The organism is Saccharopolyspora sp. NPDC049426, from assembly GCF_040676935.1.
Taxonomy (GTDB): domain Bacteria; phylum Actinomycetota; class Actinomycetes; order Mycobacteriales; family Pseudonocardiaceae; genus Saccharopolyspora.
Window position 1 is genome coordinate 82,202 of sequence record NZ_JBFAPZ010000010.1, and the last position, 14,782, is coordinate 96,983.

Below are 14,782 nucleotides of genomic sequence, written 5' to 3' on the forward strand. Positions count from 1 at the left end.
CATGACATCTCCCCAGGTTGAAACCCGTGATGTGTGCGTGATCGGAGCCGGCGTTTCCGGATTGGCCATGATGCGTTCGCTCCGTCGCCGCGGAATCGACTTCGTCGGTCTGGAACGCGATGACGTCGTGGGCGGGGTGTGGAACTTCGGCCCTGCCAGTTCGCAGAGCTCGCACCCGGCCTACGGGTCCCTTCACCTCAACACCTCCAGCAAGGTCACCGGGTTCACGGGATTCCCCGTGCCCGAGGACTTCCCGCGCTACCCGCGCCACGACCAGGTCGCCTCCTACCTGGCGCGATTCGCCGACGAGCACGACCTGACCGGCCGCATCGAGTTCGGCACCCAGGTCCACCAGGTGGAACCGTCCCCCGGCGGCGGATGGCTGGTCACCAGCCGCAGCAGCGGGAGCACGCGGACGCGGCACTTCCGCGAGGTGGTGATGGCCTCGGGTTATCACTCGGCGCCACGACTTCCCGACCCGGCGATCACCGGTTCGGAGGTGTTCCGGGGCAGCCAACTGCACTCCGCCGACTACACCGATCCGGAACCGTTCCGCGGCAAGAACGTCACGGTCGTGGGCTTCGGGAACTCGGCCTGCGACATCGCCGTCGAGCTCTCCCGCGTCGCGGCACGCACGGTCCTGTCGGTCCGCCGGGGCGCGCACGTGGTGCCGAAAACCCTGATGGGATTGCCGATCGACGAGATCGCCGTCAGCCGCTGGTGGTCGTTCCTGCCGTTCCGGGTGCAGCGCAAGCTCATCGAGGTGCTGCTGCACCTCTCGCGCGGGCGCATCACCGACTACGGCCTGCCGGAGCCCGACCACCGGGTGATGGACGCCCCGATCACCATCTCGGACGAGCTGCTCAGCCGGATCTCGCACGGCGAGATCACCATCAAGCCCGGCATCCGGGAGCTCACTTCCGACCAGGTCGGCTTCACCGACGGCAGCACCGAAGACTCCGATGCGGTCATCCTCTGCACCGGCTACGACATGTCACTGCCACTCCCCGACGACGTCGCCTTCGACGGCGACGGGAGGCTCTCGCTGTTCCAGCGGATCGTTCCGCTCGGCCACGACGGGCTCTACTTCGCGGGATTCCTGCGCCCGGTGGGTTCCCTGACTCGGCTCGCCGAACTGCAGGCGGAGTGGATCGGCGACCTCCTCACCGGCGAGGCCAGGCTCCCCGGCCGCGACGAGATGGCCGCGGAAGTGCGCGGCCACCTCGACCGGATCGCCGAGCGCTACGGCGCGCAGCGCCCGGAGGACGACCTCAACGTCGACGTCGCGAGCTACGTCCGGGGGCTCAAGCGAGAGCGCCGCCGGGGCGCGGCCCGCCCGGCGGCTGACGCTCATCCGAACAACGGGCTCACTGACCTGCGCCGACGGCCTGCTGACTCGCCATTTGCCTCATGACGTGCTCCAGCAGCCGGGCGAGGACGTCCTTGACGTCGGCGCGCTGCCGCGCGTCGAAGTTGATCACCGGGACCTTGGCGGTGTCGATCTGCAGCGCGTTGGCGATGTCCTCGGGCTGGTAGCGCTTCGTGCCGTCGAACTCGTTGACCGCGACCACGTAGGGGATGTTGCGGTCCTCGTAGAAGTCCAGGCTGGAGAAGCAGTCGTCCAGCCTGCGGGTGTCGGCCACGACCACGGCGCCGAACGCGCCGTGGGTGTGGTCGTCCCACACCGACCAGAATCGGGACTGGCCGGGCATTCCGAACAGGAACAGCGGCGTGCCGTTGCTAAGGTTGATGCGCCCGAAGTCGATGCTGACCGTCGTGGTCGTCTTCTCCGGAACACCCGTGAGCGGGTCCACCGAGGCGCTGGCGTCGGTGATCGGCTCGTCGGTGAGCCGCACGTACCGGTCCGGGTCCGCCACGCTCTTGATCAGTGTCGTCTTGCCGCATCCGTACCCACCGGCGATGACGAGCTTGACCGGCGGCCGCTCAAAGCTGTTTAACACTGTCCAGAACCCCCTGCAGGTAATCCAGTGTTGCATCGGAAACGGTTTCTTCCGGGTTGCTCTCACCGTCGAGGGTGAGGACTCCCCGGCGGAGCAGCGCACCCACAAGGGCGCGGGCGGTCAGCACCGGGGTGCCCAGGCTCCCCGCCACCTCCGCTATCGCGACCGGGTTCTTCGCCAGCTCCAGCGCGGCGCTGTCGCTCATCGACAGGTCTCGGTGCCCCTCGCCACCTGGCTTGGCGACCACCTGGGTCGCCAGGTCCAGGTCCAGGTCGGACTTCTCCGGGGCGCCGGCCACGACGAAGGGCCGGACACCCGCGACGGGGTCCTCTGCGTGGACGTTCTGCTGATCGGACATGGGTTACGGCCTCGTCCCGGTCAGCGGGTCCGCGGAGCCACCGCGGCCCTCGGTCACCAGGTGCTCGCCGACCTGGGCGAGCAACCGGTCGAGCTCGACGTTGACGATCAGCGGGTCGGCCGCGGTGTCGACGACCACGGTGATCCCGGTGCGCTCGGCGGCCAGGGCGAGGATCACGAACCGGTTCGCGCCCTCGATGACCGTCTTGCTCAGATCACCGCCCCCACCGATCACGCTGACCCGCTTCGACGAGCTGAACGCCGACGCCGACATCGCGGCGAGGTCTTCCGCCTGCTCCTTGGCCACACCTTCGGAGGCCCCGCGGGGGAATCCGTCGGACGACCACAGCACGACGCAGTCCACGTCCGCGACGCGCTGTGCGAAGTCGGTCAGCACCCAGCTCAAGTCATCCCTGCCATCGCTCATTGTGTTCACCCCTCACCTGTGTCGCTGCTGTGGTTCTGGCGTCCGGACACGAAGCCCATGGCCCCGCCGCCGCCCGCGCTGCGCCGGGTCCCGGTGCTCTCGTTGGTGGAACCGCCCTGAGCCTTCTTCTCCTCGTCGAGGGCCCGGCCGACCGCCGAGGCTCCCCTGCGCCGCACCGGGAGGCCCACCGACGAGGTCTCCAGCGGCTCCTGCTCGACCGGCTCGGCCCGCGGCGTCGGTTCCGGGCGCGTCTGAGCGCGGGTCTCGACGGGGTCGGCCAGCAGCGCGGTCGCCCCGCTGAGCGTGCCGCGCGCGCTGGAAACTCCCACCGGGGCGGCCCTTTCGATCTCGGCCTCGCGCAGCAGGCCGGACGGGATGGACACCTCGGCCCGGATGCCGCCGGACTCGCCCGCGGCCAGGGTGACCTCGATGTTCCACTGCTGCGTGATCCGGGAGACCACCGGCAGGCCGAGCTGCATGTGCCGCTGGACGCTGCCGAGCGCGAAGTCGGCCTCGGTGCCCAGGATCGCGTTGGCCTCGCCGAGCTTCTCGGCCGGCATGCCCAGACCGCGGTCCTCGATGATGACGACCAGCGATCCGCTGCGCTCCTCGGTCCAGACCCTGGCCTTGCCCTGCGGGGAGCTGTAGTTGGCGGCGTTGTCCATCAGCTCGGCGAGCGCGCGGATCAGGTACGGCGCGGCCTGGCCGTCGACGGCCACCGCTCCCGGCTTGCGGGTGTGGATGCGGCCGTAGTGCTCGATCTCGGCTCGCGCGGATTCGAGGATGACCTCCATCGACGTCGGTCCGCGGTGGTAGCGGGCGAGCCGGTTGCCGGACAGCAGCCGCAGGTTCTCCGCCAGCCGGCGGGCGCGCAGCAGGAGGCTGTCGAGGACCAGCAGCGCGCGGTACCGGGGCGCGGCCTCGCCGGCTTCGCGTTCCTCGGTGTCGACGATCTGCATGGCGCTCTGCACGATCTGCTGGACTCGCGCGGCCATGCCGACCACGACGCGGGTGAACGCGTCGCTCGTCCGCTTCTGCTTGATGCGCTCCTGCACGGCGACCTGGTAGGCACCGGCGAAAGCGTCCGCCACCTCGCCGATCTCGTCCTTGCCGAAGTCCAGCGAGCGCAGCGGGGCGGAGGCGTCGACGTCCTCGCCGCGCTCCACCCTGCGGAACAGCTCGGGGACCTCCTCGTCGGCGATCTTGCGCACGGCGTCGCGCAGTTCGACCAGTCGCTGCGGCACCAGGGCGACCAGGTGACGTCCGGCGAACCACCACATCAGCAGGGCGGCACCGGCGGTGGCGACGAGCACGAGGCCGGCGAACAGGGCGGTGCGCAGCAGCGCGGCGCTGCCGTTGGTCAGGCCGAGTTCGGCGCCGTAGCGGGCCTGCTCGATGGAGATCTCGGTGAGCTGCCCGCCGACCTGGTCGCTGATCTGGTGCCACTGCTGGATCGTCACGCCCTGCACCTGGCCGTGGGCGATCAGCTGCTGCTCGATGGCCTGCAGCTGCTTCCAGCTCTGGGAGCGGGTGAGCTCCTCGTAGCGCTGCTTGACCAGCGGTGACGCGTTGGAGATCTGCTCTTCGAGCTCGTCGTGGTAGGAGCCGACCAGGACGGCGAAGTTGACCTGCTCGTCGGGCTGCATCCGGGTGACCACGCCCCGGGACGCCAGCAGCGCGGTCTGCGCCATCTGGTCGCCTGCGCGGAAGAACTCGGTGGCGGTGATGCCCGCCTGCCCGGCCTTGGCGTCCTCGACGGCGCGGGCCTGCCCGTCGAAGAGGTCGGCGCCGGCGTCGAGGACCTCGTTGTAGCGCTGGACGGTTTCGCGCTTGCGGGTCGGGTCCAGCGGGAATTCGGGACGGGAATTCGGCAGCCGCCCGATCAGCGTGTTGACGGCGTCGATCTTGACCTTGAGGTCCGGCGGCGTCGCGGAGTTCCCGGACAGTTCGGTGAGCTTGCCGGAGAGTTCGCCGATGGCCTGGTCGGTGGCGGCGTAGCGCTGGCCGAGGGTGCCGGGGGTGGCGTCGCCGTCGAAGGCGCGGGCGACCAGCTGGCGTTCGGACTGCACGGCGGCGAAGGTCCGCACCGCCGGGATCGAGGTGTCCTGCACGGTGACGGCGACCGCGCGGACGATGAGAGCGTCGACGAACGCGGGCGCGAAACCGGCGAGCACCACCACGAAGAACAGCGCAACGATGGCGATCAGGATGTTCCTGATCCGCCGCCGGAGACTCGTCCTGTCCGGCTCGCGCGTTCTGTCCCTGGTTAACTTCACGTCGACCGCGCTCCTTCGGTTGTGCTCTCCACGAGACAGGCCCCGGCCCCCCCGGCAGCCTCGGCGCGAATTGCGCGAAGCACGAGCTCCGCTGGGATTCCCCGACATTGGGCGATGTCACCGATGCGAGCGGGCACGCCGCACTCCCGGCCCCGTGATCATCCGCGCTTGGCCGGGACAGTACCAGCACGGTTTTCGCGGTTGATCAGCGATCCGAAGTGGTCTTCGCGTTCCAACGAGGTGAACAGCAGCACCTGATTTCGGTTACGTTCTCCTTTCGATCACCGCACAGATCTTCCGCAGAGGGCGGGACTGCGGCGGTCATTCGCGCCCCTCCGATTCACCCCGGCTCGTCCGGTTGTCATCGTCGCCCGAGCATGTCGTTCCACGCCGCGCGGGTGCCGTCGCGGATCTCCTCGAAATCGCGCCCGCCCTGCTCGGATTCGGCGTTGGCCCTGGCGTTGTCCGCGCTGACGAACGAGATCCCGATCCGGGCAACGACCTGCGGGGACCCGGCGGTGTCGAACTCGACGAACGCCGGCCGCCGTTGACCTCGCGGGAGGTGAAGTCGCGGTCGCAACGCGACCGAGGGCACGCGCAGTACGCCAACCACTCCGGGTGGGAGATCAGGCGTCGGCGCCGCGCCAGCGGAGCACTTCCAGCGCGGCGCCGACTCCGACCACGTCCTCGGCCAGCGGGCGAGGCAGCAGCTCGTCGGCGCGCGCCAGTCGCCGCAGCACGGTGTTGCGGTGGGTGTAGAGGCGCTCGGCGGTGCGGGAGGCGTTGCACTGCTCGCGGATGTAGGTCCGCACCACCTGGCGCACCTCGGGGTCGGCGTCGCGCAGCGCACCGAGCGCTTCGGCGACGAACTCGTCGGCGTGGGCGGGGTCGGCCGTCATCAGGGCCACCAGCTGGACGTCCTCGTAGCGGGCCACCTGACGACGGGAGCTGAGGCGGGCCAGCATCCGCTGCGCGGTCAGCGCGTCGAGGTGGCTGCGGCGGAAGCCGTCCACCTCCCGACCCGGTCTGCCGATCGACACGCGCACGTGCGGGCGGGAGCCGAGGTGATCGGACAGCTCCTCGGTGCCCACCGCGGTCGCCACCGGCAGCCAGACCCACAGGGTTCCTGCGGCGGCCACCACCGTCAGCCGTCGGCGCGCGCCGGTGAGGCACACCAGCTCCTCGGCGGCGCTCTCCAGTTCCTCCAGACCGACGTGGGCGGTGCTCCACACCACGGCCGCCGTGTGCGGCCCGGTCAGGCCGTACCCGAGCTTGAGCTCGGCCCTGCGCGCGCTGATCGGCGAACCTTCGAGGACGAGCGCGACCGCGGCGCGGCGGTCGGCGTTGGTGCCGCGGATGAGGGTGTCGAGTTCCGCCTGCATCCGCTCGCTGATGCAGGCGATGGTGTCGTTGACGTAGGTCGAGATCGACAGCGCCGTGACGTCGAGGAGTTCCCGCAGCTCGTCGGGGTCGGAGGTCAGCGAGAAGCAGATCTCCATCCAGTACCGCCAGGCGACGTTCTGCCCGGCGCGGTAGGTGTCGAGCGCGTGGGCGTCGAGCCCGCGGCGGACCAGGTCCCGGGCGGTGTCGAGCGCTTGCCTGCCGAGGTGCGGTGGGACGCGGCAACCGGGGTCCTGCACGTTGGCCGCCGCCCAGTGCACGACGTTGTCGACGTTGGTCTGCCGCAGCCCGTCGGCCAGCACCGGATCGGCCGCGATGGCCTGCGTGCGGTCGGTGGCGAGCACCGCGGCGTGCAGCTCCTCCGCCCAGCGCGCGGGCGGTTTCAGCGCCGTCTCCGCGCCGAGCCGGATCAACTCCCGAACCCGAGCGGACGGACAGGGCCACGATCGAGTCACGGCAGGCACTATGCCCCAAAAAGTCGCCTATGTGGAGTGTCGGTGAGGAGCTGGTTAAGAATGCGGCGGAGCCGTTGCTTCAGGTGTGGGACTCAGCTAGCACCGCCGCGGGTTCTGAGCGGCTTCGTGGCGAGTACGCCGCGACGCCGATGTCCACCCCCTGGGTAAGCGGAATACATAAGGAGCGGCGCACGGAGACCACGAAGCCGCTGCGCTTTCCCCTTCGGGGTTTCCGCCACCTGCACCGCCAAGCAAAGCAATTCCCTCAATCCTCCTAACGCGGTGATTCGTGTTGGGAGCCTCTGACGTTGGTGGGACTGCCCGGGGGTTCCGCGCAGTGGGCTTCCAGGTTGGCGGGGTTTTCGGCGATGTCGGTGCCCGCTCGCTGGTGGGTGCTCTCGTAGCCCTGGGTGCAGACGAACGGGTCGAAGCTGTTCAGGACCAGGCCGAACCGGGCTCTCCCGTCGCCGGGGACGGTGGTCTTGGTGCCCTGCGCGAGGCTCGGGTAGGTCACCAGCAGCTGCTCCACGCCGTCGAGCCGGGTGCGGTAGACGTTGGCGGTGGTCAGCAGGTTCGAGAACAGCCCGCCGAGCTGCGGCCCGGATTCCCGCAGCAGACCGCTGACCTGCTCGGCGGCGTCCGGCGCTGCGCCGATGACGCGGCGCAGGTCGGGGTCGGAAGCGCGCAGCTGCCCGGCGAACAGGTGGAGGTCCCGGCTGAAGGAGGCGATCTCGGCGCCCTGCTCCCGCTGCGTTTCCAGCACCTCCCGCCCGCTGGAGATCAGGTCCAGCGTCTGCGGCAGGTGGTCGGTGGCCTGCCGGGTGTAGGCGTTCGAGGTGTCGAGCAGCGTGCCGAGCGGGCCGTTGAGGCCGGTGAACGCCAGGTCCAGTTCGGTGACCACGGTCTGCAGCGAGCCGATCGGGATGCTGCGCACCGTGCGGTCCAGGTTGGCCAGCAGGTCCTCCGGCGGCACCGGGATCGAGGTGCGGTCGCTGGTGATCACCGAGCCTTCTCCGAGGTGCGGACCACCGTCGGATCGGGGGCGGAGGTCGACGTACTGCTCCCCCACCGCCGATCGGTTGGTGACCACCGCGTCGGTGTCGGCCGGGATCTTCGGTGCGCTGTCCTCGATCTCCAGCGACACGTCGACGCCCGAGGGCGTCAACCGCAGCGGTCCGACCCGCCCGATGGGAAGTCCTCGGTAGGTGACCTCGGCGTTGGTGAAGATGCCGCCGGAGTCGCGGAACCGGGCGATGGTGGTGTACCCGCGGGAGGACACCAGCCGGTCCAGTCCGGCGTAGGTGGCGCCGACGTAGGTGATGCCGACCAGGGCGATCAGCACGAACGCCCCGATCTGCAGCTTGACCCGCTTCGAGATCACCGGACACCTCCGAGCACTGCGTCGAACGGTCCGCCCGGCCGCGGCGGTGGCGGCTCGGCGGGTGCGGGTCCCGGTGCCGGTGCGGGCAGCGGGAGGGGGAGTTCGCCGGGCCCGATGCCGCCGGTGGGCGGCGGGCGTCCCTGCAGCACGTTGTCGACGAACGTGCTCAGGTCGAGGTCCAGCTGCAGGTCCAGGTTCGTGTAGTCGCCCTTGATCGCGTTCACCGTGTAGTCGGTGAACGGGAAGGTGAGCAGGATTTCCAGCGACTTGGGGAGGTCTTCGCCCGCTTCCGCCAGCTTCTGCAGGATGGGGCTCAGCGACCGCAGGTTCTCCAGGGTGTCCTGCTTGCTGCGCTCGGTGGTCTCCACGGCGACCTCGGAGAGCCGGTCCATCTGCTGGAGCATGGTGACCAGCTGCCCTCGCTGCTCGTTGATGACCTTCAGCCCGGGCCCGAGGTTGTCAAGCGCGAAGGCGATGTCGTGCTTCTGCCCGACCAGCGAGGTGGCGAGCCGGTTGAGCCCGTCGATGGCGCGGGTGATCTCACCGCGCTGGCCGTCGAGCTCCCGGGTGAAGACCTCCAGGTTCCGGTGCAGCGAGCGGATGTCGGCCTCGTTGCCGGACAGGGCGGCGCCGAGTTCCTGGTTGATGTGCTGGAGCTGGCCGATGCCGCCGCCGTTGAGCAGCATCGACAGCGCCCCCAGCACCTCCTCGACCTGCGGGTGCCGGTTCGTGCGCGACAGCGGGATGCGGTCGCCGTCGGACAGCAGCGCTCGACCGTCCGTCGCGGAACCGTCGAGCTGGACGTACTTCTCGCCGAGCAGGCTGGACTGGCGCAGCTGGGCGATGGCGCTCGCGGGCAACCGCACGTCGCGGTTGATCTCCAGGGTGACCTCGGCGGTCCAGCCGTCCGGGGCCAACCGGATGCCGGAGACCCGGCCGACGGAGACGTCGTTGACCTTCACGCTGGCCTGCGGCACCAGGTCCAGCACGTCGGCCAGCTGGGCGGTGACCCGGTACGGGTCGTCGCCGAGGTCGGCGCCGCCGGGCAGCGGCGCGTTGTACAGGCCGGTGAACCCGTGCTGGCCGCATCCGGCGACCAGCAGGAAGCTCAGCAGCGCCACCGCGATCCGCATCAGCGACCACCTCCCGGGTGGGGCGTGCCGGTGTCGCGCATGGCGTCGACCAGCGGGAGCGGGATGTCCGGTGCGTGCCCGTGCTCCAGCGAGGTGATCGTCTCGGCCGGGGACGGCAGCGGGACCGCTCCGGTGACGATCGGTTCGATGCGGTTGCAGGCGTCGGCGAGCACGGGCGGCACCGGGCGGTCCGGGGGCGACTGCCGCAGCAGCTTGCAGACGATGACGATCGGCGGGTGGGTCAGCTCGTTGATGTTGCCGCGGGTGCGGGTGGACCCGGTGGAGGCGTCGTAGGTGTTGGCGAGGTTCGACAGCCCCAGCGGCGCGAGGTCGGTGACCTCCTCCAGCGCCGCTCGCTGGTCGACGAGCACCTGCGTCACCACCTGAAGGTGGTCCACGTTGGTCCGCAGCACGGCGCGGTTGTCGCGGATGAACCCGGCGGTCTCCGACAGCGCCGGGCCGAGTTCCCGCAGCGCCGCGCCGAGTTCGCCGCGTTCGGCGGCCAGGAACGCGGCGGTGTCGGACAGCTGGGTGTTGAACCGGCGCACCTGCTGGTCGCTGTCGGCGAGCGTGCGGTTGAACAGCTGGAGGTCGTCGACGGTGGCGAACATGTCCTCCTTGGAGCCCGACAGCGTGCTGGTGGCCTGGCTCAACCGCTGCAGCATGTCGTTGAGCTCGGCGCCGTGCCCGCCCAGGTTGGTGGCCTGCACGTCGAGGAAGTCCGACAGCGCGCCCTTCTCGTTGGCCCCGTCCGGGCCCAGCATCCGCATAGTGCGGTCGGTGTTGCGGTTGATCTCGTCGAGCTCCAGCGGCGTCGCGGTCCGCTCGCGCGAGATCACGGCCCCGTCGGCCAGTTCTGGTCCGCCTTCGTAGACGGGCGTGAACTGCACGTACCGGTCGCTGACCAAGCTCGGCGCGACCGCGACGGCCTTGGCGTCGGCGGGGATCGGCGTGCCGTCGTCGATGCGCATCTCGACCCGCACCTGGGTGCCCTCGGGGACGACCTCGGTCACCGAACCGACCCGCATGCCCAGCACCCGCACGTCGGAGCCGGGGAACAACCCGACGGTGGCGCCGAAGTGGGCGGTCACCGAGGTGCGCGCGGTGAGCGCCACGGCCCACCAGGCACCGCCGGTGATCAGCAGAGCGGTCGCGAGGACGACGGCCACAGCGCGCTTGCTCATCGCGGACCTCCCCCGGCGCCGCCCTCGATCGGCGGGCGGCAGCCTTCCTCGTTGGACGTCACCGGGCCGGCGTGCAGCACGGGCGGGACCTGGCCGCAGACGTAGCTGTCGAACCAGCGCCCGTTGCCGACCGTGTTGCTGAAGTACCGCGCGAACGGCGCGAGGTTCTGCAGGCCCCTGTTGAGGTTGTCCTGGTTGCGGTGCAGCACCTCGGTGACCCGTTCGAGCGTGGTCAGCGCTGGTCGCAGCTGGACGTGGTTGTCGGCGACGAGCCCGCGCAGCTGCTCGGAGAGCTGCCGGGTGCTGCGCAGCAGCGTGCTGATCGCTTCGCGACGGAAGCGGATCTCCTCCATCAGCAGGTTGCCGTCGGCCAGCAGCCGGGCGAAGACCTCGTCGCGGTCACCGAGCACCTGGCTGACCTGCCGGGTGTTGCTCAGCAGCTGCTTGAGCTGCTGGTCCCGGCTGGAGATGACCTGGGAGAACGCCGAGAGCCCGCGCAGCGCATCGCCCACGTGCGCCGGGGTTCCGCGGAAGGTGTCGGCCATGGTCTGGAAGCTCTGCGCCAGCGCCGCGGTGTCGACCTCGCCGGAAGTGCGTCCGAGGTCCTGGAAGGCTTCGGTGACGTCGTAGGGCGAGCGGGTGCGGTCGGCGGGGATCGTCGCGGCGGCGTCCTGTTCGCGTTCGCCGTGCGGGTCCAGCGACAGGTACTTCTGGCCGAGCAGCGTCTTGATCTCGATGGAGGCGGTGGTCCGGTCGCCCACCCACGCGTCGTCGACGCGGAAGGCGACCTCGACGTGCTTGCCGCGCAAGGACATCGAGGTCACCTCGCCGGCCTTGACCCCGGCGATGCGGACCTCGTCGTCGGGTTTGAGCCCGGCCGCCTCGGTGAACTGCGCGCGGTAGGTGGTGCCGCCGACGACCGGCAGGTCCTCGAAGTAGAACGCCAGCAGCGAGATCGCGGTGATCAGCACCAGGCCCACCACCCCGGCGGCCGCCGGGTCGCGCCGTCTGAGCCGCTCGATCATCGGCACCTCTCAGGCATCTGCTCGGGGGACGTCGCGGGCAGCGGCGCAGTCACGCCGAGGCTGGAGATGCGCACCTGCCCGGAGCTGCGGCACAGGAAGTAGTTGAACCACGACCCGTAGCTGGCGGTGCGGTTGATGGTGTTGAGCTTGTTGGGCAGGCCCGCGGCGAACCGCTCCACGAGCGGCCGGTGGTTGTCGAGGTGGTGCGAGAGCACGCCCAGGTGCGCGATGCTCTCGCGCAGCGGCTGCCTGCCCTCGGCGAGCAGCCCGGCGGTCGCCTCGTTGACCTGGCCGATCCCGTCGACGGCCGAGCCGATCTGCTCGCGGTCGGCGGCCAGGCCGGAGACGACCTGCTGGGTCTGCACCAGCACCTCGTCGAGCTCGGCGTTGCGGCTGTTGACGGTGCCGAGGACGTCGTTGAGGTTGGTGATGACGTCACCGATCACCTGGTCCCGGGACGCCAGTGTCTGGGTCAGCGAGCCGATGTGCGCCAGCAGGCTCTGCACGGTGCCGCCTTCCCCTTGCAGGGTTTGGATGATCGCGTGCGAGAGCTTGTTGACGTCCTCGGGCGAGAGCGCCTGCAACAGCGGTTTGAACCCGTTGAACAGGACCGTGAGGTTCAGCGCGGGCCGGGTGCGGTCGATCGGGATCGTCGAGTCCTCCGGCAGCATCGCACCGGCTCCCTCTCCCCGTTCGATGGCGAGGTAGCGCTGTCCGACGAGGTTGCGGTACTTGATCGACGCGGTGGTCGAGGCGGGTAGCGCACGGTCGCCGAAGAGCGTGAACTCCACGTGCGCCCGCCGCTTCTCGGCGATCTCGATCGAGCGGACCTGGCCGACCTTGACCCCGGCGATGCGCACGTCATCGCCCTCGTTGAGCCCGGTGACGTCGGTGAAGCGCGCCGAATACCCCGTGGTGGGGCCGAAACTGGTGTTGGCGATGGTGACCGCGAGCAGCCCGGTGGCCAGCAGCGTGACCGCGATGAACGCGACGAGCTTGGTCAGCGACGGCGTGATCGACCTCATCGCACCTGCACCTCCGCTCCTCGGTACAGCGGTCCGACCAGCAACGTGCTCCAGGCCGGAACCTCGTCCGGGCGCAGCCTGGTCGCCGGTGACAGCAGGGCCGCGATGAGGCGCTGCTCGGCCGGCGAGTGCTGCATCGAGCCCCCGGGCCCGGTGAACGAGCTCGGGCTGGTCGAGGCCGGTGGTGTGCGCTGCTCGCGCTGCGGCGGGTGCGTCGAGCCGTCGCGCGGCGGTCCGCCGCCGGGCAGGTCGGCGGGCATCGGGACCTGGTCGTAGCAGCGGGGACCGCGCCGGTCCTGCCAGCTCGGTTCGTCGTGGCCGGGCAGGTACTTGTCGGCGCTGTCGCTGATCTGCACCCGCAGGCGGATCACGCCCGGGGTGTCGGTGCCCTTGCCCGCGACCTGGTCGAGGCGGGGCACCGAATCGGCGAGATCGTCGAACAGGCAGGGGTATTCGGGCGAGTAGCGCGCCAGCAGCCGCAGGTGTTCACGACTGGCCGCGTTGAGGTCGATGATGTTCTCCGAGTTGACGCGCAGGAATCCGTCCAGGTCCGCGACCCCGGTCGTCACCGTGCGGTAGAGGCGGTCGAGGCCTTCGCGGTTGTCGGCGACGGTCCGGTGGTTGACCGCCAGGTCGCGCAACGCCTGCGTGAGCTCCGGGGTGGTCTCGGCGTAGAGGTGCGCGACGTCGGCGAGCGCCTGGATGTTGCCCTTGAGCTCGGGCAGCGCGGGGTTGAACTGCTCCAGGTAGCGGTTCGTGGCCACCAGCGTCTCGCCGAGCTGCTCGCCTCGTCCGTCCAGCGCCATCGAGACGGTGTTGAGCGTGGTGGCGAGCTTGTCGGGCCGGACGGCCTGCAGCACCGGCATCAGGTCGCTGAGCACCTTCTCCAGCTCGATCGATGCCTCGCTGCGGTCCTGCTCGATGACGTCGTCGTCGCGCAGCGACTCGCGGGAGGGCTCGGGAGGCGGGACGAGGCTGACGTAGCGCTCGCCGAAGAGGGTCTTGGGCAGCAGCCGCGCGGTGACCTCGGCCGGGATGAGGTGCGCCTTGTCCGGGTGCAGCGCCAGGTCCAGCTCGGCGCCGCTCGCGGTGGCGCGCACCTCCCGCACCTCGCCGACGACCAGCCCGCGCACCTTGACGTCCGAGGGCGGTTGCAGCTGGTTCCCGACGCGGTCGGTTCGCAGCAGCACGTTGACCACCGGTGTGAACGCCTTCTGGTACACCGCGACCGTCGAGGCCAGGAACAGCACGATCACGCTGATGAACACCGCCCCAACGACGCGGCGGCGCACCGCCTCGGCCCGCTCGCCCGCCCTCATCCGGCGATCCGCACGGTCGTGGTGGCGCCCCAGATCGCGAGGCTGAGGAAGAAGTCCAGCACGTTGAGGGCGATGATCGCGGTGCGCACCGCCCGGCCCACCGCGCTGCCGACTCCGGCGGGACCGCCGGAGGCGCGGAAGCCGTAGTAGCAGTGCACCAGGATGATCATCAGGCTGAACAGCAGCACCTTGCCGAAGGAGAACAGCACGTCCTCCGGCGGTAGGAAAAGGTGGAAGTAGTGGTCGTAGGTGCCCGCGGACTGGCCGTAGAAGTAGACGGTGATCACCCTCGACGCCAGGTAGGACGACATCAGCCCGATCACGTACAGCGGGATGACCGCGCCGATCCCGGCCAGCACGCGGGTGGTCACCAGGAACGGCACGCTGCGCACCGCCATGACCTCCAGCGCGTCGATCTCCTCGGAGATGCGCATCGCGCCCAGCTGCGCGGTGAATCCGCAGCCGACGGTCGCCGACAGCGCCAGACCCGCCACCAGCGGCGCGACCTCGCGGGTGTTGAAGTAGGCCGAGACGAACCCGGTGAAGCTGGCCGTGCCGAGCTGGTTGAGCGCGGTGTAGCCCTGCATCCCGACGACCGTGCCGGTGAACAGCGTCATGCCCACCATCACGCCGATCGTGCCGCCGAGCACCGCCAGCGCGCCGCTGCCGAAGGTCACCTCGGCCAGCAGCCGCAGCACCTCCTTGGAGTAGCGGCGCAGCGTGCGCGGTGCCCACGCGATGGCGCGCAGGTAGAACAGCGCCTGGTCACCGGAGGTGTCGAGGACCCGCAGCGGCCCGTTGAGCAGCCGGCGGACTCGGCCGTTCGCCACGACCACGG

14 protein-coding genes are annotated in these 14,782 nt (G+C 70.2%); 1 reads left to right on the forward strand and 13 read right to left on the reverse strand.

Annotated features, from left to right (window positions below):
* Position 1 precedes the first annotated feature (1 nt).
* The gene (locus AB0J78_RS21940; protein WP_363791833.1) at positions 2-1,414 is read left to right on the forward strand and encodes an NAD(P)-binding domain-containing protein; all 1,413 of its coding nucleotides are present in this window, start codon (positions 2-4) and stop codon (positions 1,412-1,414) included.
* On the opposite strand, the gene AB0J78_RS21945 is transcribed toward AB0J78_RS21940, so the two are convergent.
* The 13 genes from AB0J78_RS21945 to AB0J78_RS22005 all read right to left on the reverse strand — a co-directional run bounded on the left by AB0J78_RS21945 (position 1,368) and on the right by AB0J78_RS22005 (position 14,780).
* Positions 1,368-1,961 (reverse strand): ATP/GTP-binding protein, encoded by a 594-nt coding sequence (locus AB0J78_RS21945; protein WP_363791835.1) that lies wholly within the window; start codon positions 1,959-1,961, stop codon positions 1,368-1,370. The genes AB0J78_RS21940 and AB0J78_RS21945 overlap by 47 nt on opposite strands.
* Positions 1,945-2,319, reverse strand: coding sequence for a DUF742 domain-containing protein (locus tag AB0J78_RS21950; protein ID WP_363791837.1), 375 nt, complete (start codon positions 2,317-2,319; stop codon positions 1,945-1,947). The genes AB0J78_RS21945 and AB0J78_RS21950 overlap by 17 nt, the downstream gene beginning before the upstream one ends.
* A gap of 3 nt (positions 2,320-2,322) precedes the next feature.
* The gene (locus AB0J78_RS21955) at positions 2,323-2,745 is read right to left on the reverse strand and encodes a roadblock/LC7 domain-containing protein (protein WP_363791839.1); all 423 of its coding nucleotides are present in this window, start codon (positions 2,743-2,745) and stop codon (positions 2,323-2,325) included.
* A gap of 5 nt (positions 2,746-2,750) precedes the next feature.
* Entirely contained in the window at positions 2,751-5,021 is a 2,271-nt protein-coding gene (locus AB0J78_RS21960) for a nitrate- and nitrite sensing domain-containing protein (RefSeq protein ID WP_363791841.1), read from the reverse strand.
* 361 nt (positions 5,022-5,382) lie between these two features.
* Positions 5,383-5,616, reverse strand: coding sequence for a hypothetical protein (locus AB0J78_RS21965; RefSeq protein ID WP_363791843.1), 234 nt, complete (start codon positions 5,614-5,616; stop codon positions 5,383-5,385).
* A gap of 31 nt (positions 5,617-5,647) precedes the next feature.
* Positions 5,648-6,877 (reverse strand): PucR family transcriptional regulator, encoded by a 1,230-nt coding sequence (locus AB0J78_RS21970; protein ID WP_363791845.1) that lies wholly within the window; start codon positions 6,875-6,877, stop codon positions 5,648-5,650.
* A 274-nt stretch (positions 6,878-7,151) separates the two neighbouring features.
* Positions 7,152-8,258 (reverse strand): MlaD family protein, encoded by a 1,107-nt coding sequence (locus AB0J78_RS21975; protein ID WP_363791847.1) that lies wholly within the window; start codon positions 8,256-8,258, stop codon positions 7,152-7,154.
* Complete coding sequence (locus tag AB0J78_RS21980; RefSeq protein ID WP_363791849.1) at positions 8,255-9,391, reverse strand: MCE family protein; 1,137 nt, start codon at positions 9,389-9,391, stop codon at positions 8,255-8,257. The genes AB0J78_RS21975 and AB0J78_RS21980 overlap by 4 nt, the downstream gene beginning before the upstream one ends.
* Positions 9,391-10,575 carry an MCE family protein gene (locus tag AB0J78_RS21985; RefSeq protein WP_363791851.1) on the reverse strand — a complete coding sequence of 395 codons (1,185 nt, stop codon included), beginning with the start codon at positions 10,573-10,575 and terminating at the stop codon, positions 9,391-9,393. Before AB0J78_RS21985 ends, AB0J78_RS21980 begins: the two co-directional genes overlap by 1 nt.
* Positions 10,572-11,600: an MCE family protein gene (locus AB0J78_RS21990; protein WP_363791853.1), complete on the reverse strand. Its 1,029-nt coding sequence runs from the start codon at positions 11,598-11,600 to the stop codon at positions 10,572-10,574. Before AB0J78_RS21990 ends, AB0J78_RS21985 begins: the two co-directional genes overlap by 4 nt.
* A complete protein-coding gene (locus AB0J78_RS21995; RefSeq protein ID WP_363791855.1) occupies positions 11,597-12,625 on the reverse strand; it encodes an MCE family protein in 1,029 nt (342 codons plus the stop codon). The genes AB0J78_RS21990 and AB0J78_RS21995 overlap by 4 nt, the downstream gene beginning before the upstream one ends.
* Entirely contained in the window at positions 12,622-13,944 is a 1,323-nt protein-coding gene (locus AB0J78_RS22000; protein WP_363791857.1) for an MCE family protein, read from the reverse strand. The genes AB0J78_RS21995 and AB0J78_RS22000 overlap by 4 nt, the downstream gene beginning before the upstream one ends.
* Positions 13,941-14,780: an ABC transporter permease gene (locus AB0J78_RS22005; protein WP_363791859.1), complete on the reverse strand. Its 840-nt coding sequence runs from the start codon at positions 14,778-14,780 to the stop codon at positions 13,941-13,943. Before AB0J78_RS22005 ends, AB0J78_RS22000 begins: the two co-directional genes overlap by 4 nt.
* Positions 14,781-14,782: the final 2 nt, after the last annotated feature.